This window comes from Nonomuraea sp. NPDC049158 (assembly GCF_040648335.1).
Classification (GTDB): Bacteria; Actinomycetota; Actinomycetes; order Streptosporangiales; family Streptosporangiaceae; genus Nonomuraea.
Window position 1 is genome coordinate 1 of record NZ_JBEZDM010000001.1, and the last position, 24,659, is coordinate 24,659.

Consider the following 24,659-nt stretch of genomic DNA (forward strand, 5'->3'; position numbering starts at 1 on the left):
CGCCGCCTGCTCCAGCGCGGCGGCGATCGGCTCGTCGCGGCCCGTCGTGGCGGCGGCCAGGTGCCAGGCGCGGCGGTCGGCATCCTGCTCGTCGTCGAGTACGCCGGCGAGGGCGCGGTGCACGGCCAGGCGTTCGTCGTAGACCGCCCGCCGCGCCGCCGCAGTGCGCATGAGCGGGTGGCCGAAGGAGATTTGCCCGTCGGCGGTGGACAGGAAACCGGCGTGTTCGGCCGGGCCCAGGGCACTGCCGTCGACCCCCAGCCGGCCGGCCGCGCGCAGCACGACGTCGAGATCCCGGGCGTCGTCGAGGGCCGCGACCAGCAGCATCGTCTGGGTGCCCGGCGGCAGGACGGCGATGCGCGCCTCGTACGCCTCCTGGATCCTGCGCGGCAGCGGCAGCGGTTCCTGCGCCTGCCGCAGCGCCTCGGGGGCCCGGGGCAGCTCGATCAGGGCGAGCGGGTTCCCGCCGCTCGCGGCGAGGATCCTCTCCCGCACCGACGGGCCCAGCCCGGGCGTGCGCTCGCGCAGCACCTCGCCGGCGGCCTGCCGATCGAGTCCTTCGAGCCGCAGCTCGGGGATCCCGGGCGCGTGGAAGCCGTCCCTGGCGGCGAACAGCAGGGCGATCCCCTCGGAGTGCAGCCGCCGGGCCGCGAACAGCAGCGCCTCGGCCGACGATCGGTCCATCCACTGGGCATCGTCGACCAGGCAGAGCAGCGGGCCGTCCTCGGCCAGTTCGGTGAGCAGCGACAGGGCGGCCAGGCCGATGAGGAAGCGGTCCTCAGGGGCGTCCCCGCCGGCGGTGGCCAGGCCGAACGCGCCCTCCAGCGCCCGGGCCTGCGGCGCCGGCAGCCGGCCGATCCGGTCGAGGGCCGGGCGGAGCAGCAGATGGAGCGCCGCGAAGGGCAGCTCGGCCTCGGTCTCGATGCCGGTGCCGCGCAGCGGTCGCAGGCCCTCCGGCGACTGGGCCGCGTGGTCGAGGAGCGCGGACTTGCCGATGCCGGGCTCGCCCCGGAGTATCAGGCTGGCGCTCCGGCCGTCCCTGGCCCGTGCGAGCAGCGCCTCGATCTCCGCCAGTTCTCGTTCCCGCCCTCGCAGCACGATCAGAATGTACCGTCCCTCGCCAGACCGGCATCAGTCGCATCACCCGACAATCGTCCGATACCGGCCGGACGCCTCCGATCCCTAGCGTCGTACCGCAAGCGCGATCCGCGCACAGACGTAAGGGGAAACATGTGGACTTCCTTATCTTTCTGATCTTGTTCGTCGTGCTGTGCGGGTGGCTCGACCACTGGGCCACCCGCGCCGCCGAGCCCGTCGCCAAGGAAGGACGCTAGATGTTCATCGGACACTTCGGCCTGGCCGCTGCGGTCAAGGCCCGCGAGCCGCGCGTCCCGTTGTGGTCGCTCATGCTCGCCACGCAGTTCCTCGACGTCGTCTTCGTGGCCCTGTACCTGGCGGGCGGGATCGAGTCCTTCAAGGCCGTCGCCCCCGGAACCTACGGCGAAGCGCTGATCAACGCGCAATACACCCACTCGCTGCTGGGCGCCTTACTGCTATCGGCGCTGTACGGCGGCCTCAGCGCCCGGCGGTGGGGCCGCAGGACCGGTTGGTTGCTGGGCGCGATGGTGTTCAGCCACTGGCTGCTCGACCTGCTGGTCCACCGCGCCGACCTGCCGCTGCTGCCCGGTAACGCCGGCGGCCTGCCGCTGCTCGGCCTCGGACTGTGGCAGGTCCCCTGGGCCACGGCCGTCATCGAAGGGGTCCTCCTGGTGGTCGGCGCCGTCCTGTACTTCCGCTCGGTACGGCAGCGCGCACCCGTCACCTGGCGCGCGATGGTCTCCGGCGGCGTGATGGCGGCGCTGCTCGTCCTGGGCCTCGTTGTCGATGTCCTCAGCTGAGACCGCCTATGTCCTCCTTCGTGAAGGGCGCTGACATGTTCGTTGACGTGCCGGGCGGGCGGCTGGCCTACGATTCCGCCGGTGAGGGGCCGCTGGTGGTGTGCGTGCCCGGCCTCGGAGACACTCGGGAGGTCTACCGGTTCCTGCGTCCCGCGCTGGTGGAAGCGGGGTACCGGGTGGTGACCATGGACCTGCGCGGCCACGGGGAGTCGTCGGCGGGGTGGGATGACTACTCGCAGTCCGCCGTGGGCGGCGACATCGTGGCCCTGCTGGAGGAACTGGACGCGCCAGGCGCCGTCCTGCTCGGCAACTCCTACGCCGGAGGCGGCATCGTCCGCGCCGCCGCAGAGGCCCCCGAGCGGGTGGCCGGCATCGTCCCGATCGACGGGTTCATCAGAGCCATCCCGCTCAACATCGCCGTCCGCGCGCTCGTCCGGGTCATCGGCTTCTCACCCCGGTTGTGGAAGGTCTACTACGGCGTGGCGCATCCCACCGCCAAGCCCGCCGACCTGGACGGGCACCGCGCCAAGCTGGTTGCCCTGCTGCGCGACCCGCAGCGGCACGAGGCGATGCGCCGCATGCTCCTCGACCGGGCGCCGGACGCCGAACAGGTCATCCCCCAGGTCCGCTGCCCGGCCCTGGTCCTCATGGGCGCCAAGGACCCCGACTTCCCCGACCCGGCGGCGGAGGCGCGGACCCAGGCGTCACTGCTGCGGGGGCAGGCCGTGTTGATCGACGAGGCGGGCCACTACCCCATGTCGGAGTTCCCCGAGCGCACGGCCGAAGCCCTGTTGCCGTTCCTCAAGAACGTCTTCTGACCTCATCGGGCTTCCAGTAGTTCGGTGGACGGCCGATTCCGCGCGCTGATTCGGGAAGCGGCTTTCAGGCGGTGCCCACGATGCGGTTCTCCCAAGCCCAGGCGACGACCTCGACTCGGTTGCGCATCTGGAGTTTGGCCTGGATGGCGGTGACGTGACCTTTGACCGTACTCACCGAGATGAACAGCTCGGTGGCGATCTCCTGGTTGGTACGGCCCGCGGCCATGGCCCGGACGACTTCGGTCTCGCGTTGGGACAGCGGCGGGGCGGCTCCGCCAGCGGCCGGTAGGCCGCAAGCGGTGAGGTGGCGCAGGAGCCGCAGCGTGATCGACGGGGAGATCAGCGCGTCTCCGGCGTTCGCGGCCCGGACGGCCTCGACGAGCAGGGCGGGGCCGGCGTCTTTCAGGATGAAGCCGGCCGCTCCGCCCCGTAGCGCGCCGTAGACGTACTCGTCCAGGTCGAAGGTGGTCACCACGATCACCCGCAGCGGGTCGGGGACGCGGGGGCCGGCCAGCTCGCGGGTGACCTCGATGCCGTCCAGGCGGGGCATCTGGACGTCCACCAGGCACACGTCCGGGCGCAGCCTCCGGGCCAGGGCGACCGCCTCGGCGCCGTCGGAGGCCTCGCCGACCACGCTGATGTCAGGTTGGTCTTCCAGGATGATGCGCAGGCTGGCGCGGATCATCGCCTGGTCGTCGGCCAGCAGGACCCGAATGGTCATCGCCGCCTGCTCACGTTGGCGGAAGCGGAACCGGCAGTGGGGGCGGAAGCGGAAGCGGCTGCGGCTGCGGGCAGGGTCGCGAGTACGGACCAGCCGGCGCCGCGGCGCGGGCCGACGCTCAGCGTGCCGCCGAGGGCCTCGACGCGTTCGCGCATCCCGATCAGGCCGTACCCGCCTCGGTGGGGGTAGTGGGCCGCGCCCGGCGGGGCGTCGTCGACGACCTGCACTCTGACGGCGTCCCGGTCTCGGGTGACGCTGACCGTGACGTGGCGGGCGTTCGGGGCGTGGCGGGAGACGTTGGTCAGCGACTCCTGCACGATCCGGTAGAGGGTACGGGCCACTTCGGGCGGCCACCCCGACTCCCCGTCGGGCAAACTCAAACGCACCGCGAGACCGTGGCCGTCGAACCGTTTGACGAGCTCGCCGAGCTGCTCGGCGCCGGGCGTGGCGGCGGACGCGCCAGCGGCGGCGGATGCGGCGGAGTACGTGTTATTGGCGTTGGCGTTCGGGATGGGGCTGGCGTCGGCGTCGCGCAGCAGGCCGACCACGCGGCGGGTCGCGGCCAGCGCGTCGGATCCGGCGGCCTCGATGTCGGCCAGGGAGCCTTCCGCCGTGTGCGGCTGCTTACGGGCCAGGAGTTGACCGGCCTGGGCCTGGAGCACGATGGAGGTGATGTGGTCGGCGACGACGTCGTGCAACTCGCGGGCCAGCTCCAGGCGCTCGTTGCGGCGCACCCGCTCGACGATGGCCCGGCGCCGAGCGGCCAGCAGCCGCGGCCCCAGCCCGGCCACCAGCGCGGCCAGCCACGCCGCGCCGTTCACCACCGCCACCACCGAGCCCGTGGAGAAAACGAACGCGGCCAGCAGCCCACCGGCGACCACCGCACCCCCGCCGGCCGCGACGGCACCCGCCCGCCAGGCCGGCAGCACTCTGACCGCGGAACCGACCAGCACCGACAGGCCCAACGCCATAGCGGGCCCCGGCTCACTCGGCAGCCCGGCCAGCCGGGCGACCACGATGGCGACAGCCGCGACGACCAGGCCCGCGATGGCCGCCCACAACCTGACGCGCCGACGCACCAGAGCCAGCCCGCACACCACCGCCCCAGCGACACAGCCGAACTGCCAGTAGGCGCCACCCCAGCTGTCGGCGATCCGGTACGCCTGGAAGGCGAGCGCCGCCGCGAACCCGACGCCGAGCCCGGCATCGACCGCGAACCCGACCCACCCGCGACCCCTCACACCGCTCAGGCTAGGAGATGACCACCTAGCAGCGAACCAGCCGAAAGTACCGTCAAGCACCCCGCAACCCTGCTTTCGCCCGATGCCCGGCACCGGATCGGGCTCGCAGGATGAGCCTCATGCCACATCAAGATCCCTATCCGACGCCGAAGGCCACGGACCCGACCGAGCCTGAGGGCCGCCGTGCACCTGCTGGCGGGCGCCCGGCTCAATCCGGCGGCCGGGCGATGACCTCCTCCAGCCGCCCACGCATCGGCGCGCTCGACGTAATCCGCGGATTCGCGCTGTGCGGGATCCTGCTGGCCAACGTCCAGCCGATAGCCAGCCTCGGCGGCCCGGTCGTGACCCATGGGTCGCCGACAGCGGGGGACGTGTGGATGGGGCTGCTCGTCGAGCAGCGCTTCTTCCCGATCTTCTCCCTGCTGTTCGGCGTCGGATTCTCCCTGCTGCTGGAGTCGTCCGCGGGCCGTACCGCTCATCCGCGAGTGCTCCTGCTGCGCCGACTGCTGGTGCTGCTCGCGCTCGGTCTCGTGCACCATTTCCTGCTGTGGCAGGGCGACATCCTGACCATCTACGCCATCGTCGGCCTGGCGATACTGCTCCCCTCGACCTGGCTGCCCCGCTGGGCCGTAGCCGGCCTGTCCGCCGCGCTCCTCGCGGTCTCGCCGATCCTCGGAACCGGCTTCTTCGGCCTGGTCCCCGGGCTCTTCCTGCTGGGCTCGGCACTGACCCGGTATGGGGTGATCGACCGGATCGAGCAGTCCACCCGGGTACCGCTCGTTTTGGGCTCGGCCTTGGCGGCGGTGGCGGCGCCCGTCCTGTGGTGGCAGGTCGGGCTGCGGTCCGACGACCCCGGCTTCGGCCTCGCGATGGGCGTGGGTGGGCTCCTGGTCGCCGGTTTCTACATCTGCGCCCTGCTGGTCCTGCTCCGGACGGCACTCCGACCGGCGCTGCAGGCCATCTACGCGCCACTGGGCCGGATGGCACTGACCAACTACCTGACGGCCACGATCCTCGTCCTCGCTGTCCAACGCGTCATCGGTGGCTCGCCGGACAACTGGTCCTTGACGATGGTGGTCGGGATCGCCGCTGCCATTCTCTGCACCCAGTGGGTGTGGTCCACTCTCTGGCTGCGCCGATACCGCTTCGGGCCCCTCGAGTGGCTCTGGCGCTGGGCCACCTGGGGCCACCGCCCACTCCTACGCCACACTCCCTGAGGGTCCTAGAAGTGGGTGGCGATACCGAATGCCTCGCGCAGCCGGGCCATGTCATGGAGATCACGGTCGCGGGGCTGGTACCCCTGATGAAAGGCGACCTGCTGGGCGGCCGAGAGGCACCCCACCTGGACGTTCTCGATCATGCCGGTGGTGAAGGCGTCCGCGGGATAGACGAAGACGCCTCCATGGTCGTCGGCTTGCTGGACAGCGGAGCCGTCCGGGTCGAACCGCAGCGGATGAAGGTCCAGCTCGTGACCATGACGGTCCTCCATGACGAAGCGAACAGGCCGGCCCGGCAAGGCGCCGGGCCGCTCGGCGAACCCGGCGGCCGCCAGCGTGTCGATCAGCAGCGGCTCCTGCTCGACACGGTGCAACAGGTCAAGGTCGTGGTGCTCACGGGTGACCTTGCCGACCAGGGCGTCGATGCCCCATCCACCGGCCACCCACACCTGGCACCCCACTTGATGGAGCAGCGCCAGCACTCGCAGCGTCACACTCGTCGCCATCATGAGGGCAATTCTGTCCTCCCGTGCCGACGCGGACGCGGGTTGCTCTTGACTCTGATCATCGGTATATATCGTTGTCATGAGCTTTAGGGCAATGCAGGAACCGACGTTCCTCATCTTGACCGCGCTCGCGGCGGGGCCGCAGCACGGATACGGCATCATCACCGACGTTGTGCGGATTTCCGGCGAGCGGGTGCGGCTTCGGGCCGGCACCCTGTACGCCGCCCTCGACCGGCTCCAGATGGAAGGGCTGGTGGCGGCCGATCAGGAGGAGGTCGTGGACGGGCGGGCACGACGGTACTACCGGCTGACACCGGACGGTGAGCTTCGGCTGGCAGCGGAGGCCGAGCAACTGCGGCACAACGCGGACACGGCTACGGCTCGGCTGCGCGCCCGGGGTGTGCGGCCGGGTCTCGGGGAGCTGGGGTCGGTGTTCAGCGGGCTGCCGGCGGTGTTCGGCGAGCTGGGGAGGGCACGGTGACGTTCCTGGAACAGCGCTATCGGCAACTGCTCGCCCGGTGGTATCCGGCGGAGCACCGGGCACTGCACGAGGAAGAGATGATCGCGGTGCTGGTGGCGAGCGCGGAGCCCGGCCGGCAACGGCCCGGGGTGCGGGACACGTTCGATCTGGTATATGGCGGGCTGGCCATCCGAGTGCAGCGCGGAGCGGGTCCACACTGGCGAGAGGCGGTCAACGTGGCCGCGCTCATCGCGCCCGTCGCGCTCCTTCTGGCGGCCCTCGCCCGGGCCGTCCTGTACGGGGCGCCGGTATGGCAGGGGCCGCTCGTGGAGGACGAGCTCTGGCAACTCCTGAAGCAGGTCTCGTACGCCCTGCCGTACGGGGTCGTCGTGGGGTTGGCCTGGCGTGGGAGAGGCGGTGCGGCCGCTGCCTGCGCGTGGGCATACGCACTGGTGATCGCCTGGCTCGTCGTTCAGCGTGATCTGGCCTGGTCGTCCACGTACGTGGTGACCGATGGGGTGGTTCTGGTCGGCGGCGTTCCTGTCGATTTCGGCGGGCTGGCGATGTCGGTGCTGCCCCCGAGCTTGTGCGGGGTGATGTTGCTCCTCGCGCCGTCGCCCGGACCCGGCTCGCTGGGGAGCCGGCGGCTGCTGGCGTGGATGGGGATGATATTCGGCGGTTCGGTGGTCGGTGCAGCGATCTCACACCGGTGGGGTTACCCGTTCATGTGGGCGGTGGCGATGGTGGCCGCCGTGATGGCGCTGCGGTCGCCGGTCGGCCGCCGTGCTCTGGTGGTGCTGCTGCCGATGGCGGGCGTATACGTGGGAGGGCTTCCGGGAGCCGGGCAGCCGGCGAACGCGGCGGCGCTGGGGGTGTTGGCGGCGGTGGTGCTGGGGGTGACGGCCTGGGTGGCCCGGGTCGCGGGCAAGGGTACCGGCGGCGCCCCGACCAGCTCGGTCGGCGGGTGACCATGGTGGATTCGGTGGCTCGCGAAGGTCTCGTCACCAAGAAGGTGAAGGAGAAAGGGAAGCCGGAGAGGGCCGCGCGGTTCCTTTAAGGCGCCAGGGCACGGATGGTTCCCGCCAAACGCCGCGCCTCGTTCCGGTCCACGGCAAGATCGATGGGCTTGCCCTTCTTCCAGATCGTGAGCGGCGAGGTCGGCGGCTGGTCGATGAGCGCGGTGATCGGCGGCAGGGCCTTGGCGACTGGCTGGGCGAATACCGCCGATGCCACCCGTACGAGGTCGTGCAGCGGTTGCTTGAAGGACTCGTGCAGTCCGGTCGCGACAAATGCCGGGTTGTACAGCACATACTTCGTGCGCTCAGAGGCATAGGCCGCCCCCAGCAGTTCGCTGGCCTTGGCTCCCTGCAAGGTCGCGGTGAGAGCGAAGGTGTGCTCGAACCCCTCCTCGGTCTCCACCCGTGCCGGGTTGAAGCGGAACGCGGCGAGCACGAGCGCGTCGATCGCCGGGTGTTCGGCTTTGAGCCGTTCTACCAGGTCTCGGGTCTGGCGGAGTGAGCTGAGGTCGGACCTGATGAAGCGGGCCTTGGGTGCCGCCTCGCGCAGGCGGCGTTCGCCCTCCTCGCTGCTGCCCACGGCCACGACCTGGTCGCCCCGTTCGGTGTGGTGGCGGGCCAGGGCTTTGCCGATGCCGTTCGTGCCGCCGGTGATCACAATGGTCCGGGTCATAAGTTGAGGTGCTCCTCAAGTTGAGATGGCCCTCAACGGTCTTCGAGGATCGACGGGCGACCGTGGCCGAGCTGGCCGAGCGGGCGCTGGCGATGGACGACGCCTGGGATGGGTTCGTCGCGTTCCTGACCGGCGTGTGCGAGTTGCAGGCTGCCGACCTCGGCTACAACGACCTCGCCGCACGGGGAGCGGCGGTGGACGGGGATCGCGGGTACGGCCTGATGCGCGAGATCCTCGAACGCGCCCAGCGATCCGGGGACCTACGGGGCGACATCACACTCGCCGACCTGGCCTTCGTGCTCTGGGGTGTGGCGGCGACCGTCAAGGCCACATACACAGTGGCGCCGGGAGCCTGGCGGCGGCACCTCGCCCTGGCCCTGGACGGCCTGCGCGCCGTCGCCGCCCGGCCTTTGCCTGCCCCGCCGATGTCCACCGCGCAGACTCGCGCCGCGATGCGGACGTGCTGAGGTTCGCTTTGTGGCGGAGCGACCCGCTACCCGCCTGATTCGCGGATCATCATGCTGATGGCGATTTGATTCGTGAGAATTATCCGCGCGAAATAAATCGCCATTGCTTCGGCTGCAACGCTGTGAGCAGCGCGTCAAGTATTCGTCAATTCTTTGCTGAATCCCCTCGCCCATGTTGTGGCTGCCGACCATACCTGGGGGAGAGGGAAACAGGAAAGATGACCGAGCAGACATTCACCACGGAGCCGGGATCGGGGACGAAGCTCCTCACCGCGGACGGATTCCTTACGCTGCTGTTCGCGTGGGCCGATGAGAATCTCAACACCATCGCGAAGTTCTGGGCCATGCCCGGGGAGGGATGGGAAGACTCGCTGAGAACCGCCCTGTCGACCTATATCGAGGACAAGCATCCGTGGGCCGATCTGGGAGCCCCACAGACTCGCACCGTCTACACGACCAAGAAGCCAAAGCCCAAGCAGGCTGACTTCGTACTCAACGGCACCGTGGCCGATTCCAGTTCGGACAAGGTCATCGTCGAGGTGAAGACCCAGTCGCTCGGCCGGATCAAGGACTTCAAGAACGACTTCGAAGGCGACGTCGCCAAACTCGACGAGGTGGACGAGGGCCACACCGACTGCGCCCGCCTGGCCTTCGGCGTCTTCTTCACATCGGACTGGACCCAGTCGAAGAAAGAGAAGGGGGAGGCCGTTCCCGCGGAGAACGCAAAGGTATCGACCAGCTTCACCGAATGGCTCGACGACTACGACCACGTCTATTTCTCGGCGACGTACCAGCCGATCAGGCGAGCCGCGGGAAAACAGACCGATGCGCAGAAAGAGAAGGCCGGGGCGATTTACCGGACGAAGATGAGCGCGACCGGCGTGCAGCCGCCTGCGGACGCGGTCAAGCTGGAGAAATGGGACGTCCACGAGCTCGGCATCGTCTACAAACTGCTGCCCTCGAAGAGAGACGTGCGGGAGGCTCGTGAGCGGGCTCGTCAGGAAGCCGAGCGGGCTCGTCAGGAAGCCGAGCGGGCCCGCCAGGAAGCCGAGCGGGAGATGCAACTCGAGGGAGTCGGTGAGGAGTCCTCCGACGACGACTTCCAGAAGCGGCCGAGTAAGCGCAAGAATTCCGGTACGTCCGGTGGCTCGGTCCCCAAGAAGCAGAAGTGAGCCCGTCGGCCGGGTAGCAGGTGAGGATCAGCAGAAGGTGAAGGCCCCGCCTCGGGACCACGGCGGAGCCTTCACGTTCGGGCGGGTTACAGCCCGGTCACTCTGAACCTGAGGTTGTATTCGTAGTAGCTGTCATGGGTGCCCGAGATGATGCCCCCGACGATGACGGACTGGCCGGTGGAGAGCCCGGCGCAGGTGGAGCCGTACACGATGTACGTGCCGAGGTTGAAACCGGCCTTGACGATCGGCGGCTGGACCTCGCGCAGGTTGAAGGCCAGCGACGAGGTGCTGCTGAGGTTGACGCTCGCGTAGTCGAAGTCCACCGGGTCGGCGTCGCTGCCGGCGTTCATGTTGACCCAGCTGCTGGGGAACAGTCTCGATCCGACCTCGAGCCTGATTTCGTCCTTGCCGTCGACCTCGTCCACGGCGGACGCGTCGAGGTCGTAGAACGCGACCGAGCAGTTCGCGGCCGAGGTGGTCGCGCCGGCGGGCGAGGCCGTGGCCAGCACTGCCGGAACGGCCAGGCCCGCCGCCAAGGCGAGCGCGGGGATCAGCTTCTGAGAGCGCATGCTGCTTCTCCTTTGGAGAGGATCGTGGTGATGATCGCGTCTCGCGGCCCTTGCGAGACGCGGCATCAGAGTGCGGCAGGCAGCGTGAGCACATCGTTAGAGCGCTGGTCAGTGGCGCAGTGCACGTTCCGGGCACGCCTTTTTCCGCAGTCACGCGGCGGGGACGCGCCTACCCTCCTGTGGCTATGGGAGACTCGCTGACCCTGCTGCTGCTCGGTCCGCCTGAGCTGGCCGTCGGGGGGCGGCCGGTGGGCATCCGCTCCGCCAAGACCCGCGCCCTGCTCTGCTACCTCGCCGCCACGCCGGGCCCGCGCCCGCGCTCCGAGCTGGCCGCGCTGCTGTGGGGCGAGCGGCCGGACGCCAACGCCCGCGGCAGTCTGCGCCTGGCGCTGTCGGAGCTGCGCAAGGAGGTGGGCGGGTGGCTGGACATCACCCGTGACCACGTACGTTTCCGCCCCGGCGGCTGCTACCTGGACCACGGACGCCTGGCCGAGACGGCGACCGTGGCAGAGGCGCTGCGGTTGTGGCGGGGCGACTTCATGGACGGGGTGTGGTTCTGCGACGCCCCGGCCTTCGGCGGGTGGCTGGAGTTGGAGCGCGGGCGGGCCCGGCTGCTGCTGCGCGAGCTGCTGCTGCGCTCCGGCTCCGCGCCACCGGCCGATCTCGTACGGCTGGCACGCCTGGTGGCCGGGCTGGACCCGTACGACGAGGAGGCGCACCGGCTGCTGATGGCGGCCCTGGCCGCGGCGGGCAACCGGGCAGCGGCTCTGACCTGCTACGACGACCTGCGGCAGCGGCTGGCCGACGACCTGGGCGTCGAGCCCGCGCCGGAGACCGCGGCGGCCAGGCGGCACCTGCTCACCCAGCGGACGGCCGTCCGGCGCGCGGCCCTGCCCGTGCCCGGCACGGAGCTGTTCGGCCGGGAGGCGGAGCTGGTGCGGCTGCGTACGCTGCTGGCCGCCGAAAGCCTGGTCACCCTCCTGGGCCCGGGCGGCGTCGGCAAGACCCGCCTGGCCATCGCCGCCGCCTCGGACTCGGCCCGTTTCGTCTCCTTCGCCGGGGTACGCCCTGAGGCGGCCGTCACCACCCTCGCCCGCCGCCTCGGCGTGGACCTCACGCCGCAGCGCCCCGCCCTGGACCTGCTCCTGGCGGCGCTGGCCCGGCAGGAGGTCCTCCTGGTGCTGGACAACCTCGAGCACCTGCCCGCCTTCGACGCGGTCATCGGGCACATCCTGCGTACGGCCCCGGGCGTGCGGGTCCTGGCGACGAGCAGGCGGCGGCTCGACCTGCCCCGTCAGGTGACGTACGAGGTGGCGGGCCTGCCGGGACCGGCGGCCGAGGCCCTGTTCGCGGCCAGGGCGACGCGGGCGCAACCGGCGTTCGACGCCGACCGGAACGCCGCCGACGTGGCCGCGATCTGCGCCGCCACAGGTGGTCTGCCGCTGGCCATCGAGCTGGCGGCCGGGCTGCTGCGCGCCGTGCCGCCCGCCGAGCTGGGCCGCCACCTCGGCGTGGACTCCGGCCTGCTGTCGGCCGCGGGACCGGCGGCCCGGTCGCGGCACGCCTGCATGCGTACGGTGTTCGAGACCTCCTGGCGGCTCCTCGACCCGGCCGGGCAGAAGGCGCTGGCGGCGCTGGCGGTGTTCGGCGGCGGCTGCACGCTGCCCGCGGCGCTGGAGGTGGCCAGGGCCGGGCCGCACGTGCTGGTCCGGCTGGTCGACCAGAGCATGATCGAGCTCACCCTGGCCGGACGGTACGTCATCCACCCGCTCATCCAGCAGTTCGCCGCCGCGCACCTGCCGCCGGCCGAGCGGCGGGCGGCGCGGGAGCGGCACGCCGCGTACTTCTCGCGCCTGCTCGACCGGCACGCCGCCGCTCTGCAGGATGCCTCGGACGCGGAGGTCACCCGCGTGCTGGGGGCGGAGATGGACAACATCCGGCTGGCCTGGGCAGTCTCGGGGGAGCCCGGGTTCCTGGACAACTACTGGGTGTTGTGCCTGCGGCTGCGGCTGTACGAGGAGTCGGGGGTCGTCGTGCGGCGGCATCTCGCCCGTACACCCGAGGCTCCCCGCCTGCGCGCGCGATGGTTGCGGATGGCGTGCGTGAGCGAGCATCAGCTTGCCCGGGAGCGGGAGGCGTACCGGCTGGTCAGGGCGGCACTCGACACGGTAGGCAGGCCGCTGCCGGTCTCCCGGCCCGGCCTGGTCGCCGCCATCCTGACGGCCGCCGCACGCCAGGTCCTCCATCGGGTCCTTCCGGTGCCCCGGTCCGAGCGGGACGCCGAGGTGGCGCAGGCCCTGACGTTCCTGGCGCGGCTGGCCTACCACCAGCAGGACGTACCTACGATGCTGGCGGTCTCGTTGCGCCAGCTCAACGCCGCCGACCGCACCTCGGCCCCGGACCTGCGCGCGGAGGCGTACGCGAACTTCGCCACCATCGCCCGCGTCGCCGGACGCCACCGCCTGGCCGATCGCTACGGCGCGCTCGCCGACCGGGCCCTGACCGGTATCGCGCATCCCACGGAGCCCGCGAGCCGCGCCCGCCTGGCCCGGGGCCTGGACCAGCTCTCGGCCGGGGAGTTCGAGGCGGCCAGGGGGTCGTTCGCCGAGTGCCGGGCCAGGACGCTGGACCCGCGGGTGGCCGAGAACTGCGCGGGCATGCTCGCGGAGACGGCGCTCTGGCGGGGCGACTTCGAGCAGGCCGCGAACCTGTACGCCGCCACGGCGGAACAGGCGGCGAGCCGGGTCGGCGGCGACGACATCGGCCGCCACTGGTGCCTGACGGGCCAGGCCGAGGCGCTGCTGCGGATCGAGGGGACCAGCCCCGATCGGGTCGCCGGGGTGCTGGCGGCCGCCCGCGCCTCGACCGAGCGCCGCCGCGCCCACGAGCAGCGCCTCGGCCTGCGGGACGGCGCGGTCATGCCGGTGATCCAGGAACTGCGCCTGCTCACGGCCTCGGCCCGCTTGGTCGCGGGCCATTCGCGGGAGGCGCTCTCGGTTCGTCTGATGGCGGACGACCCGCGGGAGGCGTTGGCCCGGGCGCTGGATCTGGCCGCCCGCCTGCCGAAGGCCCAGCGCGGCATGCTGGAGTGCTGGTCGGGGCTGGCCGAGCTGCTCTGCCACATGTCCCCGGATTCGGATCCGGACCCGAACCCCGCGACGGCCCGGAGGCTCCACCGGCACCTCGCCGAGTACCAGGCCCGCCATCCGGGAGCCGCCGCCCGCATCGGCTGGGCCCGCGCGCTCGTCCTGGCCGCCGCGGGCGAACGGCGGGCGGCGGCGAAGGCCGCGGGCCAGGCGGTACGGGCGGCCGAACGCCTGTCGGCACCGTACGACCTGCGCCGCGCCCAGGAGGTGACCGCCTGGCTCGGGGGCGCGGCCGCGGGGCCGCGCTGAGGCGGTTCGCCTGGCCACGCGGACTCAGCGCGCCGCGCCCAGGCGGTGGCCACGCGCGGCCATCGAGACCATCGCCGAGCTCGGCTACGACAAAGCCACCTTCGCCACGATCACCGAGCGCGCCGGCCTCAGCAGCCCCCGCATGATCTCCTACCACTTCGCGGGCAAGCAGGACCTCATTCGGCAGATCGTCGAAGACGTCTACCACACGGGAGCCGCCTTCATCCTGGAGCGGATCAAGGCCCAGACCACCGCCTCCGGACGGCTGCGGGCCTACCTGGAGTCGAACCTGGAGTTCCTCCGGGAGCACCCCACCGACCTGGCCGCGCTGACCGAGATCGGACCCCATCTGCGCGATCAGGCCGGCGAGCCGTACACCGCCGCCGGCTACCAGGAACCGAGCGTCCAGGGGCTGGTCATGCTGCTGGAGGAGGGACAGCGCGGCGGCGAGTTCGGCGACTTCGACGCCCGGTCGATGGCCGTGATGATCCGCGCGACCATCGACGCGGCGGCCCCCCGGATGCGCGGCGAGCACGCGCTCGACTTCGACATCTACCGCGGCACCGTTGTTGACACCTTCGTCCTGGCCGTGCAACGGGCCGCACAGCGGACTTCGGAGGAGCGATGAGCGGGATGCACCGCGGCCTGGTGACCGTCGCGGCCCTGGAGCTCGCCGGACCGCTCGCGATCTTCTACGGGCTCAGGGCGGCTGGGGTGAGCCAGTGGATCGCGCTGCTGGCCGCCAGTGCGTTACCCGCGGTGCGAGCCGTCCATGACCTGATCGTCGAGCGGCGTATCAGCGGGATCACCGTGTTCGTGCTCGGCACGATGATGCTCACCGTCGCCATGTCGTTCATCTCCGGCAGCCCGCGCGTGCTGCTGATCCGCAACGCGTGGGGCACCGGCGCGCTGGGCCTATGGGCGTTGATCACGCTCTGCGGCCGGCGCCCGTTCCTGTACGAGGCCATGCGCGTGATCTCCGATCGTGACAAACAACAGCAATGGGAGATGAACTGGAGGGACCACCCGCCGTTCCGCCACGTGCTCCGGATCGCCACGGCGATGTGGGGTGCCGCGCTGCTGGCCGATGCGGCCCTGCGCGTCGTCATGGCCGCCACACTGCCCGTCGACGCGGTGCCACTGCTGGACGACGTCCTGCTGATCGTCACCCTCGCCGCCCTGCTGGTCTTCCAACGCCTGTACGGCCGCGCCTACCTACGCCGTCACGGATTGCGGCTCAGAGGTGTCGAGCTGGCTCGCCTACCGGTCGAAGCGACCGGCCTGCCCGAGGAGTCACGTTGACCGTGATGCTGATCACCGGTGGCGCCGGCGGCATCGGCGCCGCCATAGCCCGGCGCATGGCTTACAAGGGGCGAAAGGTAGTCATCGCCGACAAAGACCACTCGCGTGGCAACGAGGTCGCCGCTGAGATCGGCGCCCGGTTCGTGCCGGCCGACGTCACCCGGCCCGAGGACAACACGGCGGCCGTGGCCGAGGCGATCTCGGCCTACGGCAGACTCGACGTGGCCGTGTTCAACGCCGGCATCCCAGGCCAGTGCGGCTGGCACAACTTCACCCCCGCCGCCTACCGCACCACCATCTCCACCAACCTGGACGGCGTCGTCTACGGAATCGACGCCTGCCTGCCGCACCTGCGCGGACACGGCTCGATCATCGTCACCTCCAGCCTGGCCCGGGCGCGCTCGACGACCACCGGGGACTGGGAGCTGTTCTACTGATCGCCTGGTCATAGGCTAGGCGATGACCGGGCGGCCTGAGATACGGCTGCACCCATCAAACCCGCAGAAGGGTGACCTGGCGGCCGGACGGGGCGGTCGCCTCTTCGAAAGCGCCTCGTTCCTTCCAAGGTGGGGCTTCGGGGCGCCGGTCGAAGATTACGAGCACGCCGGTGTTGAGGGTGAGGCGGTCCAGGTAGCGGTCGAGCTGGGCGAGGCCGTCGGGCTCAGGGTCGTCTCCGTTCGCGCGCCAGACCTTCAGCTCCATGGCCTCCCGTTGCACCAGTCGTTCGCCTTCGGGGCCGTTGTAGGGCCAGCGGACCAGTACGTCCAGGCGCTTGGTGCCGGCGGCGTACTCCCGGTCGAGTTGGCCTCCGCCGTTGACGAGGCGGTGCAGGAAGGCCATGAGGATGATCTGGCAGGCGGCCTCGTGGTAGCCCTCCTGCCGGATGAGCACCTCGCCGTGCTCGCGCCAGAACACGACGAACTCCTCCAGCAGGCGCGGCAGGTCGAAACGGCCGTCCGGCATGACGAAGCTGTGCGGATCGGCCGTCACGTACTGTGCCGAGGGGTCACCCAGGACCCGCAGGATGACCTCCCGATAGATCGGGTTCGCCACCTCCAGCGGAGGTTTCTGCTTGATCAGGCCCAGATCGGTGGCGTAGGACAGGTCGTCGGAGAAGGTGTGGTCGATGTTGGGGAAGGTCCCGGCCAGCACAGGCTCCATCACCCGCTTGACCCGCGGCTCGTGCAGCCGGGCCACGAGGGCGTCCAGATGGGTGGCACGCGCTCGGATCAGCCGCTCCTTGGCCTCGTCGACCTGGGCGGTGGTGATGGTGCCGCTCACCTTCATCTCAATGGTGATCTCATTGGCGAGGGCGTTGACCAGCCACGGTTGCCCCTGGGTCAGCTCGAAGACCCGGTCCACCGCGTCCTTGGTGAATTCCTGGCCGGTCGCCCGCGTGTGTTGGTCGTACAGCTTGGCGATCTCGTCGGTGGTGAAGTCGCCCAGGCGCAGCGACTTGGCGACGATGTTGAACGGGCTGGCCGGGTTGGACCGGCCGGGTTCGCCGCCCGAGGCGACCTTGTAGTCCCGCAGGTCGCGCAACCCGCACAGCACCACGGATGTGGGGAACGGCTGGCCTCCCGGCCGCGCGTTGTGGCCGTCGCGGAGCTGGCTGAGGATGCTGACCAGGCTGTTGCCTTGCAGGGCGTCGATCTCGTCGAGGAATAGCACTACCCGGCGCGGGCAGCGGTGGCACCACTCGGTCAGCGCCGAACCGAACCTGGTGCCAGCCGGGGCCTGTGGCCAGGGATTCGGCGGCAGCAGCTCCTCTGGCCATCCCGACCACTCGGCGGCTTGGCGGAGGGACTTCAACAGGATCGTCTCCGCTGCGGCGTAGTCGTCGCCGGCCGCCTTGGCGCGTTCACCGGAGAGCATCAGGGCGGCGGTGTCGCCTTCGGCGGTCAGCTCGGACGCCAGGGTGCGCAGCGCGGTCGTCTTCCCGGTCTGCCGGGGCGCGTGCAGCACGAAGTAACGGTCCATCTCGATGAGCTCGCGCGCCTGCGGGAGCCGCTCCGCGGGGGGCAGTATGTAGTGGTACTGAGGGTCGCACGGACCGGTGGTGTTAAAGAATCTCGCTCGGGGTGGCCGCATGGTCACATTCTGCCATCGGCTTGCCGCTCGGGTCTGGCCAGTCGGAACCATGTCAGTGGGCTGGTGACGGTGATGTGCTCCAGATGGCGGATGAGCATGTCGATCGGGGATCATGGCACGCGAATGCCTGCGGTTGTCCCACCCCCTGAGAACGCTTCGGCCCTGGACTCGGCTTAAGGGCGGTAGCCCAGGCGAAGGCGATGCTTGTCTATAGCCAGCCGGGTTTCACCAGGCCGGATTCGTAGGCGATGACGACGAGTTGGGCGCGGTCGCGGGCGTGGAGTTTCATCATGGCTCGGCTGACGTGGGTCTTCGCCGTCGCGGGGGACATGAAGAGGTCCGCGGCTATCTCGTCGTTCGTCTTGCCGGTGCCTACCAGTGACAGGACTTCGCGTTCGCGGTCCGTCAGTTGGTCCAGGTGGTGGTTGGTGGTCGAGGGTTCCTTGGCGCGGGTGGCGTACTCGGCGATCAGGCGGCGGGTGACGCTGGGGGACAGGAGGGCTTCGCCGGCCGCGACCACGCGGACCGCCTGGATGAGCTCCGCCGGCTCCGTGTCCTTGACGAGGAAGCCGCTGGCGCCGCCGCGCAGGGCCTCGAAGACGTACTCGTCCAGTTCGAACGTGGTCAGGATGATGACGCGCGGGCCCGGTGGCATCTGGCGGGTGGCGGCCAGGCCGTCGGTGCCGGGCATGCGGATGTCCATGAGCACCACGTCCGGCTCGTGCTCGCGGGACAGGCGTACCGCCTCGGCGCCGTCCGCGGCCTCCGCGATCACCGTCATGTCGGGCTGGGCGTCGAGCAGGGCTTTGAAGCCTGCCCGTACCAATGCCTGGTCGTCGGCCAGCAGGAGCTTGATCATGAGGTCTCCTCCGCGACGGCGGTCATGTCGAGTGGGGCTTTACGGCCCGCACGTAGGGTGGTCACGAGGTCTCCTCGGGGAGGGGCAGTGTGGCCTCGACCTGGAAGCCGTTGCCTGCCGGGCCGGCGGTCAGGGTGCCGCCGAGGGCGGCGGCGCGTTCGCGCATGCCGGGGATGCCGTTGCCGCTGCCTTCCTCGGTCAGTACGGCCGGCTTCGTCGCGCCGGTGTCCGTGACCAGGATGCCCAGCGCGCCGGTGCCGTACTCGAGCCGGACCGTCACCCGGGACCCGGGCGCGTGGCGGGCGGCGTTCGTGAGGGCTTCCTGGGTGATCCGGTACGCGGCGCGTTCGAGCTGCGGCGGCAGCGGCCGGGAGCCGACGCGTTTGAGTGTCACGTCCAGGCCGGAGCGCGCCACGAGTTCGTCGAGGCGGTCGAGCCCGGCCGTGGGGGAGCGGGGGGCGCCTTCGCGCAGGACGTTGAGGACTGAGCGCATCTCGCCGAGAACCTCCTTGGAGGCGGACTTGATGGTGGTCAGGGCGGTACGGGCCTGCTCGGGCTGATCGTCCATGAGATGCAGGGCGGTGGACGCCTGGACGTGGATCAGCGAGATGTTGTGCGCCAGTACGTCGTGCAGCTCCTGCGCCATCGTCAGCCGCTCCTCGCTGGCCTGTCGCCTCGACTCCTCCTCGACGACCCGCTGGTGCTCGGCGCGCCGCTCGCTGCGGATCCTGACCAGCTCGGCGATCACCATGAACAGCAGGATGAACGCGGTGATCGCCAGTGTGTGGAAGATCCCCAGGGTCTGATTTCCCCCCAAAGAGGCATAAATCAGGAAAACGGCGAGTGTGACCCCCGAGAGGATCCACGCGACCAGCCGCCGCCCGCCGAGCACGAGTGACCCCAGCATGTATATCGGCGCCAGAAAAACCGGCCCATACGGATAACCAGCCACCACATACGCATATGTCGCCAAAAGAGTGGCGACAGCTGAAAGAACGGGAAATTTCCGGCGGGTCGCTATCGCCACCGGCCCCACCAGCAGCAGCACGTACGCCAACGAGTCCAGCGGAGCCCGGAAATCCCGCTGCCCCCAGGCCGCCCCCTGCGACAGCACCACCTGGACCACCGCGACGACCAAAGCGACGTAGACGTCGTTTCCCGGCTTCTTTCGCACCCCCCAACGCTAGGCCACCCGCTTGACCTGCGCATCATCCTCCCGCCGCAGGGGGCCCTACCACGATGGGCGTACCTGGGCCAATGTGGATACATGCGCCGAGTGATCGTTCCTGCAGCAGCAGCAATCCTCATCTCGCTGGCCTCCACCCCAGCACTGGCCACTCCCACACCGCAGCAGAAGGCCCCCGTCGCCGAGGGGTACGGCGGTGCGGTCGCCACCGTGGACTTCGACGCCAGCAAGGCCGCCATCGCCGTACTCAAGCAGGGCGGCAACGCCATGGACGCGGCCGTCGCCGCCGGCGCCGTGCTCGGCGTGACCGAGCCCTACTCCTCGGGCCTGACCGGGGGCGGCTTCATGGTCTACTACGACGCCCGCAGCCGCAGGGTGGTCACGCTGGACGGCCGCGAGACCGCCCCACGGGCCATGACCGCCACCACGCTGGAGGGCATCCCGTTCGACGAGGGCGTCACCAGCGGCCTGTCGGCCGGCATCCCCGGCACGCTCGCGCAGTGGGATGTGGCCCTGCGGAAGTACGGCACGCTCTCGCTGAAGCAGGCGCTCCAGCCCGCCATCGAGGTGGCGTCGAAGGGCTTCATCGTCGACCAGACCTTCTACGACCAGACCGCCGCGAACCTCGCCCGCTTCAAGGACATCACCTCCACCGCCAAGCTCTACCTCCCGAACGGCGCGCCGCCGCCCGTCGGCTCCGTCTTCAAGAATCCCGAACTCGCCGCCACCTACCGCGAGCTGGGCAAACGCGGAATCGGCTGGCTGTACGACGGGCAGCTCGGTAAGGAGATCGTCGCCACCGTCAAGCAGCCGCCCGTCACCCCTGGCGCCACCCGCAACGTACGGCCGGGCCTGATGGAGCTGTCCGACCTGCGCGCCTACCGGGTTCTCCAGCGCGACCCCACGCGCGTGGACTACAACGGCATGCAGGTGTACGGCATGGCGCCCCCCTCCTCCGGCGGCTCGACCGTGGGCGAGGCGCTCAACATCCTGGAGGCCCTGCCGAGCGTGGGCCTGCACGAATACCTGGAGGCCTCCCGCCTGGCCTTCGCCGACCGCAACAAGTACGTCGGCGACATCCCGAACGTGCCGCTCAAGGAGCTGCTGTCCGACGGCTTCGCCAAGGAACGCGCCTGCCTGATCGGCGACAAGGCGATGGCCAACCCCGCTCCGCCCGGCAACCCCGACGGCAGCTATGAGGCGTGCGCCACCCCGGCGGGCACGGCCACGGCGACCACCGACGAAGGCCCCGAGACGACCCACATGACCATCACCGACCGGTGGGGCAACGTGGTCGCCTACAACCTGACGATCGAGTCCACCGGCGGCAACGGCATCGTGGTCCCGGGACGCGGGGTGCTGCTCAACAACGAGCTCACGGACTTCACCTTCGGCCCCGCCCCCGGCGACCCGAACCTGCCGGCCCCTGGCAAGCGCCCACGCTCGTCGATGGCGCCGACGCTGATCTTCGCCCATGGCCGGCCGGTGCTGGCGGCCGGCTCGCCGGGCGGCTCGACGATCATCACGACCGTGCTGCAGATCCTGGTCAACCGCTTCGAGCTGGGCATGAGCCTGCCCGAGGCGGTCGCCGCGCCCCGGGCCACGCAGCGCAACACCGAGCAGACGCTGGCCGAGCAGGCCTTCCTCGACAAGTACCGGGCCGAGCTGGAGGCGCGCGGGCACAAGCTCGCGCTGACCACGGAGATCGGCGCGGCCACCGCGCTGGAGTTCCTGGGCCGGGGCAAGGTGCAGGCGGTCGCCGAGCCGGTCCGGCGGGGCGGCGGCAGTGCCCTGGTGGTGCGGCCCGGCTGATAGAGGGGTTCAGGACCGGCTAGGGGATCACGAGCCGGTTAGTAGATCAGGTACTCGAAGGTGAAGCCCGGCCAGAGCGTCCGGTTCACCCCGTGCTCGTCCAGGTACCAGGACCGGCAGCCGCCCGCGTTCCACACCAGCGGGTCGAGCCGTTCCCGCAGCCGCCGGTTGAACGCCCGCTGCCGTCCCGGCTTGACGTCGATGGCCCTGGCCTGGGTCTTCGAGAGCAGCCGCAGGCAGTCCATCACGTAGCGGGGCGCGTACCCGGAAGATGAAGCCTGGCGCGTACGAGAACCTGCGACTCGATCATGAACACGACCGAGTTGTGGCCGAGACCGGTGTTCGGCCCGAGGAGGAAGAACAGGTTCGGGAACCCGGCGGTGGAGATGCCGTAATAGGTCTCGATGCCGTCCTGCCAGGCGTCCTGGATCTTCAGCCCGTCGCGCCCCACGATCCGCTGCCGCTGGAGCGCCTCGGTCACCTTGAACCCGGTGCCGTAGACGATCACGTCCACCTCGTGCTCGACCCCGGCGGCGTCGACGATCGAGTGCTCCCTGATCTCGGCGATCCCGTCGGTGACCAGCGAGACGTTCGGCCTGGTCAGCGCCGGATAGTAGTCGCTGGACAGCAGGATGCGCTTGCAGCCGATCGTGTAGTCGGGCGTCAGCCGCCCGCGCAGCTCCGGGTCGGGGATCTGGCTCTCCAGGTGCCTGAGCGCCAGTCGCTCGGACGCCTTCATCAGCTTCGGGTCGAGGGTGAAGCCCAGCGCCCTGGTCTCCAGCAGCCAGTAGATGGCGTTGCGGACGGTCCTGGCGGCGCCCGGCAACCGCATGAGCCGTTGTGCCCGGGGTGAGAAGCCGAAGTCCGGCTTGGGGTGGATCCAGGGTGGTGTGCGCTGGAACACCGTCAGCCGCGCCGCGTGTTCCGCGATCCGCGGCACGAACTGGATGGCCGAGGCCCCGGTGCCGATGACCGCGACGCGCTTGCCGGTCAGATCGACCGAGTGGTCCCACTCGGCGGAGTGGAAGGCTGCCCCCGCAAAAGCCTCGCGTCCCGAAATTTCGGGGAAAGACGGGATGTGTAGGGCGCCGATGCCCGACACCACGGCATTCGTCCGCAGGGTCTCGCCGTCGTCCGTGGTCACCGCCCACCGGCGGTCGAGGTCGTCGTACTCCAGCGCGACGACCCGCTTGCCGTACCGGAAATGCGGGGTGATGCCGTACTTCGCGCCGCACGCCCGCAGGTAGTCCCAGATCTCCTCCTGCGGGGAGAACATCCGCGACCAGCCGGGATTGAGGTCGAACGAGTAGGAGTACATGGGCGACGGCACGTCGCACGCGCAGCCGGGATAGGTGTTGTCGCGCCAGGTGCCGCCCAGGTCGGCGGCCTTCTCCAGGATCACGAAGTCGTGGTATCCGGCGGCCTTGAGCTTGATCGCCATGCCGATCCCGGCGAAGCCCGAACCGATGATCACTATTCCTGGCTCGTCCACTGCTCCTCCGCATTATTAGACGACTTGTCCAATGTAATGAGAGGCTTCCGGGTCCGTCCAGGGTGACTCATCTCACACCGACTAGTCGGTATGTTAACCGCTCCCAAGGCACACGAAAAGCGCCGAGAGCGGGTTGCCGTCGGCGCTCTGAAGTGCGCGGGGTTAGCGCAGGAGCAGGAAGGCGGCGACGCCGATGATCACCACGACGGCGATCACCGCGACGATCGGCAGAAGGGGAGACTTCTTGGCCGGCGCCTCCTGCTCGGACCGCTGCGCGAACGCGCGGAACTGCTGAGTGTTGCCGGCAGGGTCGATATGCTGGTCAGACATGCCCAGCAGCTTAGCGTGATCGTCTGGTGCGTCTGCGGCTTTTAGCGTGATCTGTGGACATGGGCTGATTAGGGGACCGGCCTGGTGGCCGGATAGCTTTGAAGCATGCTCCGGACCCTGTTCTCCCCACGCGTGGTGGGTTTGCATCTGCTGACGATCGGGGTCCTCGTCGCGTTCATCCTGCTCGGGCGCTGGCAACTCGGCGTGTTCGAGGATTCCGGCAAGCCGCACGCGGTCACCGATCCGGCCGCCGTCGGCGTCGCCACGCTGTCCCAGGTGGGCGCGCAGCTGACCGGGCCCGCCGTGGGCCGCAAGGTCTCGGCGGAGGGCGTCTACGACGCGCCGCGCCAGTTGCTCGTGGCCGACCGGCCGGCCGATGTCGACGCGCCCGGCGGCAACGTCTCGCGCGGCGAGGGCTATTGGGTGCTCACGCCGCTCCGGCTCGACGACGGCACGCTGGTGCCGGTCGTCCGCGGCTGGGTGGCCAAGGCCGGCGACCCGGCGGCGGCCGTGCCCGGCGGCAAGGTCGCGGTGACCGGCCGGCTGCGCCCGTCGCAGAGCACCGACAGCGTGCAGCGCCGCGCCGAGGGGTTGCCCGCGGGGCAGGTGCAGACGGTGGCCACCGGTGAGCTGATCAACCTGTGGAGCGGGCAGAAGGTGCGTAACGGCTACGTCGTCGCCCAGCCCGCCTCGGGGCCGCTGACCGCGGTGAAGGTCCGGCCGCCGGTCGTCGGCGGGGAGTTGACTTGGCGTAATCTCGCTTATGCCGCCAACTGGTGGATCTTCGCTGGGTTCGCCGTGTTCATGTGGTTCCACTTCGTACGCGATGCCGTGCGAGCGGATCGTGATCGGGACAGTGGCAAGTCCCCTGAGATGGTTCTGGAAGGTTAACGGTGGAATCGGCTCTGAAGCCCTTCCGGGTGCTCGCCTACATCGTCGGCGTGATGCTGCTCGTGCTCTGCGTGGCCATGGTGCTGCGCTACGGCTTCGGCATCGTGGGCCTATCGAAGATCGTGGCGCCCATCCACGGCTTCCTCTACATGATCTATCTGATCACGGTGATGAACCTGGGGATGAAGGCGCGCTGGAGCTGGCCGTACATGCTGGGCATCATGCTCGGCGGCACGGTGCCGTTCCTGTCGTTCTACATCGAACGCCGGGTGACGAGCCGGGTGCACACGGCCCTGGCCGCGGCGGCGGCCTGAGGCCCCGCCGCGCACCCGGTCCGGGTTGGCTCAGCTGCCGATGCCGCGCCTGCGGGCTCGCTTGAGCCGCTCGCGCTGCGACGGGTCGAGCATCAGGTAACCGACCACCGGGGCGGCGACCACGCCGAGGACGACCAGCATGGTGATGAAGCCGGGCCCGAAGAAGATCAGCGAGAGCAGAACGGCGGCGCCTGCGCCGATGGCGTACTTCTGGACTGGTGACATCCTC

27 protein-coding genes are annotated in these 24,659 nt (G+C 70.1%); 14 read left to right on the forward strand and 13 right to left on the reverse strand.

The window, feature by feature from the left end:
- A partial coding sequence (locus AB0B61_RS00005) for an ATP-binding protein (protein WP_358425420.1) occupies positions 1 to 1,098 on the reverse strand: 1,098 nt, incomplete at its 3' end.
- Between the two features lie 236 nt (positions 1,099 to 1,334).
- Here AB0B61_RS00005 and AB0B61_RS00010 point away from each other — a divergent pair.
- Complete coding sequence (locus AB0B61_RS00010; protein ID WP_358425423.1) at positions 1,335 to 1,898, forward strand: permease; 564 nt, start codon at positions 1,335 to 1,337, stop codon at positions 1,896 to 1,898.
- A 35-nt stretch (positions 1,899 to 1,933) separates the two neighbouring features.
- Complete coding sequence (locus AB0B61_RS00015; protein ID WP_358425426.1) at positions 1,934 to 2,716, forward strand: alpha/beta hydrolase; 783 nt, start codon at positions 1,934 to 1,936, stop codon at positions 2,714 to 2,716.
- Positions 2,717 to 2,780: 64 nt separating this feature from the next.
- Here the strand turns inward: AB0B61_RS00015 and AB0B61_RS00020 are convergent, their stop codons facing one another.
- Positions 2,781 to 3,437 (reverse strand): response regulator transcription factor, encoded by a 657-nt coding sequence (locus AB0B61_RS00020; RefSeq protein WP_358425429.1) that lies wholly within the window; start codon positions 3,435 to 3,437, stop codon positions 2,781 to 2,783.
- Positions 3,434 to 4,678 carry a histidine kinase gene (locus tag AB0B61_RS00025; RefSeq protein ID WP_358425432.1) on the reverse strand — a complete coding sequence of 415 codons (1,245 nt, stop codon included), beginning with the start codon at positions 4,676 to 4,678 and terminating at the stop codon, positions 3,434 to 3,436. The genes AB0B61_RS00020 and AB0B61_RS00025 overlap by 4 nt, the downstream gene beginning before the upstream one ends.
- 119 nt (positions 4,679 to 4,797) lie before the next feature.
- Between AB0B61_RS00025 and AB0B61_RS00030 the strand changes: the two genes are divergently transcribed.
- Positions 4,798 to 5,895: a DUF418 domain-containing protein gene (locus AB0B61_RS00030; protein ID WP_358425435.1), complete on the forward strand. Its 1,098-nt coding sequence runs from the start codon at positions 4,798 to 4,800 to the stop codon at positions 5,893 to 5,895.
- A 5-nt stretch (positions 5,896 to 5,900) separates the two neighbouring features.
- On the opposite strand, the gene AB0B61_RS00035 is transcribed toward AB0B61_RS00030, so the two are convergent.
- Positions 5,901 to 6,404, reverse strand: a complete 504-nt coding sequence (locus tag AB0B61_RS00035) for a hypothetical protein (protein ID WP_358425437.1) — start codon at positions 6,402 to 6,404, stop codon at positions 5,901 to 5,903.
- 76 nt (positions 6,405 to 6,480) lie between these two features.
- Here AB0B61_RS00035 and AB0B61_RS00040 point away from each other — a divergent pair, with 76 nt between their 5' ends.
- Together AB0B61_RS00040 and AB0B61_RS00045 are read left to right on the forward strand one after the other, a co-directional pair.
- Positions 6,481 to 6,882 (forward strand): helix-turn-helix transcriptional regulator, encoded by a 402-nt coding sequence (locus AB0B61_RS00040; RefSeq protein WP_358425440.1) that lies wholly within the window; start codon positions 6,481 to 6,483, stop codon positions 6,880 to 6,882.
- Positions 6,879 to 7,829 carry a hypothetical protein gene (locus AB0B61_RS00045; protein ID WP_358425443.1) on the forward strand — a complete coding sequence of 317 codons (951 nt, stop codon included), beginning with the start codon at positions 6,879 to 6,881 and terminating at the stop codon, positions 7,827 to 7,829. The genes AB0B61_RS00040 and AB0B61_RS00045 overlap by 4 nt, the downstream gene beginning before the upstream one ends.
- 85 nt (positions 7,830 to 7,914) lie before the next feature.
- Here AB0B61_RS00045 and AB0B61_RS00050 read toward each other — a convergent pair whose 3' ends face one another.
- Positions 7,915 to 8,550, reverse strand: a complete 636-nt coding sequence (locus tag AB0B61_RS00050) for an SDR family NAD(P)-dependent oxidoreductase (protein WP_358425446.1) — start codon at positions 8,548 to 8,550, stop codon at positions 7,915 to 7,917.
- Positions 8,551 to 8,570: 20 nt separating this feature from the next.
- On the opposite strand from AB0B61_RS00050, the gene AB0B61_RS00055 reads away from it, so the two are divergent.
- Positions 8,571 to 9,017, forward strand: coding sequence for a hypothetical protein (locus AB0B61_RS00055; protein WP_358425449.1), 447 nt, complete (start codon positions 8,571 to 8,573; stop codon positions 9,015 to 9,017).
- 122 nt (positions 9,018 to 9,139) lie between these two features.
- Positions 9,140 to 10,189 carry a hypothetical protein gene (locus tag AB0B61_RS00060; protein ID WP_358425452.1) on the forward strand — a complete coding sequence of 350 codons (1,050 nt, stop codon included), beginning with the start codon at positions 9,140 to 9,142 and terminating at the stop codon, positions 10,187 to 10,189.
- A gap of 86 nt (positions 10,190 to 10,275) precedes the next feature.
- Here the strand turns inward: AB0B61_RS00060 and AB0B61_RS00065 are convergent, their stop codons facing one another.
- Positions 10,276 to 10,758: a hypothetical protein gene (locus tag AB0B61_RS00065; RefSeq protein ID WP_358425455.1), complete on the reverse strand. Its 483-nt coding sequence runs from the start codon at positions 10,756 to 10,758 to the stop codon at positions 10,276 to 10,278.
- Between the two features lie 185 nt (positions 10,759 to 10,943).
- Between AB0B61_RS00065 and AB0B61_RS00070 the strand changes: the two genes are divergently transcribed.
- The 4 genes from AB0B61_RS00070 (at position 10,944) to AB0B61_RS00085 (ending at position 15,892) form a co-directional block, all read left to right on the forward strand.
- Entirely contained in the window at positions 10,944 to 14,153 is a 3,210-nt protein-coding gene (locus AB0B61_RS00070; protein WP_358425457.1) for a BTAD domain-containing putative transcriptional regulator, read from the forward strand.
- 61 nt (positions 14,154 to 14,214) lie between these two features.
- Positions 14,215 to 14,781, forward strand: coding sequence for a TetR/AcrR family transcriptional regulator (locus AB0B61_RS00075; protein WP_358427663.1), 567 nt, complete (start codon positions 14,215 to 14,217; stop codon positions 14,779 to 14,781).
- Positions 14,778 to 15,455 carry a VC0807 family protein gene (locus tag AB0B61_RS00080; protein ID WP_358425460.1) on the forward strand — a complete coding sequence of 226 codons (678 nt, stop codon included), beginning with the start codon at positions 14,778 to 14,780 and terminating at the stop codon, positions 15,453 to 15,455. The genes AB0B61_RS00075 and AB0B61_RS00080 overlap by 4 nt, the downstream gene beginning before the upstream one ends.
- Positions 15,456 to 15,460: 5 nt before the next feature.
- Positions 15,461 to 15,892: an SDR family NAD(P)-dependent oxidoreductase gene (locus AB0B61_RS00085; RefSeq protein ID WP_358427666.1), complete on the forward strand. Its 432-nt coding sequence runs from the start codon at positions 15,461 to 15,463 to the stop codon at positions 15,890 to 15,892.
- A gap of 55 nt (positions 15,893 to 15,947) precedes the next feature.
- On the opposite strand, the gene AB0B61_RS00090 is transcribed toward AB0B61_RS00085, so the two are convergent.
- The 3 genes from AB0B61_RS00090 to AB0B61_RS00100 all read right to left on the reverse strand — a co-directional run bounded on the left by AB0B61_RS00090 (position 15,948) and on the right by AB0B61_RS00100 (position 19,579).
- Positions 15,948 to 17,546: an AAA family ATPase gene (locus AB0B61_RS00090; protein WP_358425462.1), complete on the reverse strand. Its 1,599-nt coding sequence runs from the start codon at positions 17,544 to 17,546 to the stop codon at positions 15,948 to 15,950.
- 208 nt (positions 17,547 to 17,754) lie between these two features.
- Positions 17,755 to 18,405, reverse strand: a complete 651-nt coding sequence (locus AB0B61_RS00095) for a response regulator transcription factor (protein WP_358425464.1) — start codon at positions 18,403 to 18,405, stop codon at positions 17,755 to 17,757.
- Between the two features lie 61 nt (positions 18,406 to 18,466).
- A complete protein-coding gene (locus AB0B61_RS00100; RefSeq protein ID WP_358425467.1) occupies positions 18,467 to 19,579 on the reverse strand; it encodes a sensor histidine kinase in 1,113 nt (370 codons plus the stop codon).
- A gap of 93 nt (positions 19,580 to 19,672) precedes the next feature.
- Here AB0B61_RS00100 and ggt point away from each other — a divergent pair, with 93 nt between their 5' ends.
- Positions 19,673 to 21,403, forward strand: coding sequence for a gamma-glutamyltransferase (gene ggt, locus AB0B61_RS00105; RefSeq protein WP_358425470.1), 1,731 nt, complete (start codon positions 19,673 to 19,675; stop codon positions 21,401 to 21,403).
- A 38-nt stretch (positions 21,404 to 21,441) separates the two neighbouring features.
- On the opposite strand, the gene AB0B61_RS00110 is transcribed toward ggt, so the two are convergent.
- The 3 genes from AB0B61_RS00110 to AB0B61_RS00120 all read right to left on the reverse strand — a co-directional run bounded on the left by AB0B61_RS00110 (position 21,442) and on the right by AB0B61_RS00120 (position 23,225).
- Positions 21,442 to 21,651, reverse strand: a complete 210-nt coding sequence (locus AB0B61_RS00110) for a hypothetical protein (protein WP_358425473.1) — start codon at positions 21,649 to 21,651, stop codon at positions 21,442 to 21,444.
- On the reverse strand, positions 21,648 to 22,895 hold the full coding sequence (locus AB0B61_RS00115) for an NAD(P)/FAD-dependent oxidoreductase (RefSeq protein ID WP_358425476.1): 1,248 nt from the start codon (positions 22,893 to 22,895) through the stop codon (positions 21,648 to 21,650). Before AB0B61_RS00115 ends, AB0B61_RS00110 begins: the two co-directional genes overlap by 4 nt.
- A 162-nt stretch (positions 22,896 to 23,057) precedes the next feature.
- Entirely contained in the window at positions 23,058 to 23,225 is a 168-nt protein-coding gene (locus AB0B61_RS00120) for a hypothetical protein (RefSeq protein ID WP_358425479.1), read from the reverse strand.
- Between the two features lie 105 nt (positions 23,226 to 23,330).
- Here AB0B61_RS00120 and AB0B61_RS00125 point away from each other — a divergent pair, with 105 nt between their 5' ends.
- Together AB0B61_RS00125 and AB0B61_RS00130 are read left to right on the forward strand one after the other, a co-directional pair.
- A complete protein-coding gene (locus AB0B61_RS00125) occupies positions 23,331 to 24,116 on the forward strand; it encodes an SURF1 family protein (protein ID WP_358425482.1) in 786 nt (261 codons plus the stop codon).
- A gap of 2 nt (positions 24,117 to 24,118) precedes the next feature.
- Entirely contained in the window at positions 24,119 to 24,430 is a 312-nt protein-coding gene (locus AB0B61_RS00130; protein ID WP_357941524.1) for a DUF3817 domain-containing protein, read from the forward strand.
- 30 nt (positions 24,431 to 24,460) lie between these two features.
- Here AB0B61_RS00130 and AB0B61_RS00135 read toward each other — a convergent pair whose 3' ends face one another.
- A complete protein-coding gene (locus AB0B61_RS00135) occupies positions 24,461 to 24,655 on the reverse strand; it encodes a hypothetical protein (protein ID WP_358425485.1) in 195 nt (64 codons plus the stop codon).
- Between the last annotated feature and the right edge of the window lie 4 nt (positions 24,656 to 24,659).

Excerpts from the sequence above, each read along its gene's own strand:
- AB0B61_RS00070 (WP_358425457.1), top strand. The coding sequence starts at position 10,944 with ATGGGAGACTCGCTGACCCTGCTGCTGCTCGGTCCGCCTGAGCTGGCC.
- AB0B61_RS00135 (WP_358425485.1), bottom strand. The coding sequence starts at position 24,655 with ATGTCACCAGTCCAGAAGTACGCCATCGGCGCAGGCGCCGCCGTTCTG.
- AB0B61_RS00015 (WP_358425426.1), top strand. The coding sequence starts at position 1,934 with ATGTTCGTTGACGTGCCGGGCGGGCGGCTGGCCTACGATTCCGCCGGT.
- AB0B61_RS00020 (WP_358425429.1), bottom strand. The coding sequence starts at position 3,437 with ATGACCATTCGGGTCCTGCTGGCCGACGACCAGGCGATGATCCGCGCC.
- ggt (WP_358425470.1), top strand. The coding sequence starts at position 19,673 with ATGCGCCGAGTGATCGTTCCTGCAGCAGCAGCAATCCTCATCTCGCTG.
- AB0B61_RS00035 (WP_358425437.1), bottom strand. The coding sequence starts at position 6,404 with ATGATGGCGACGAGTGTGACGCTGCGAGTGCTGGCGCTGCTCCATCAA.
- AB0B61_RS00090 (WP_358425462.1), bottom strand. The coding sequence starts at position 17,546 with ATGCGGCCACCCCGAGCGAGATTCTTTAACACCACCGGTCCGTGCGAC.
- AB0B61_RS00080 (WP_358425460.1), top strand. The coding sequence starts at position 14,778 with ATGAGCGGGATGCACCGCGGCCTGGTGACCGTCGCGGCCCTGGAGCTC.
- AB0B61_RS00065 (WP_358425455.1), bottom strand. The coding sequence starts at position 10,758 with ATGCGCTCTCAGAAGCTGATCCCCGCGCTCGCCTTGGCGGCGGGCCTG.
- AB0B61_RS00095 (WP_358425464.1), bottom strand. The coding sequence starts at position 18,405 with ATGATCAAGCTCCTGCTGGCCGACGACCAGGCATTGGTACGGGCAGGC.
- AB0B61_RS00050 (WP_358425446.1), bottom strand. The coding sequence starts at position 8,550 with ATGACCCGGACCATTGTGATCACCGGCGGCACGAACGGCATCGGCAAA.
- AB0B61_RS00010 (WP_358425423.1), top strand. The coding sequence starts at position 1,335 with ATGTTCATCGGACACTTCGGCCTGGCCGCTGCGGTCAAGGCCCGCGAG.
- AB0B61_RS00120 (WP_358425479.1), bottom strand. The coding sequence starts at position 23,225 with ATGTCTGACCAGCATATCGACCCTGCCGGCAACACTCAGCAGTTCCGC.
- AB0B61_RS00030 (WP_358425435.1), top strand. The coding sequence starts at position 4,798 with ATGCCACATCAAGATCCCTATCCGACGCCGAAGGCCACGGACCCGACC.
- AB0B61_RS00125 (WP_358425482.1), top strand. The coding sequence starts at position 23,331 with ATGCTCCGGACCCTGTTCTCCCCACGCGTGGTGGGTTTGCATCTGCTG.
- AB0B61_RS00085 (WP_358427666.1), top strand. The coding sequence starts at position 15,461 with ATGCTGATCACCGGTGGCGCCGGCGGCATCGGCGCCGCCATAGCCCGG.
- AB0B61_RS00040 (WP_358425440.1), top strand. The coding sequence starts at position 6,481 with ATGAGCTTTAGGGCAATGCAGGAACCGACGTTCCTCATCTTGACCGCG.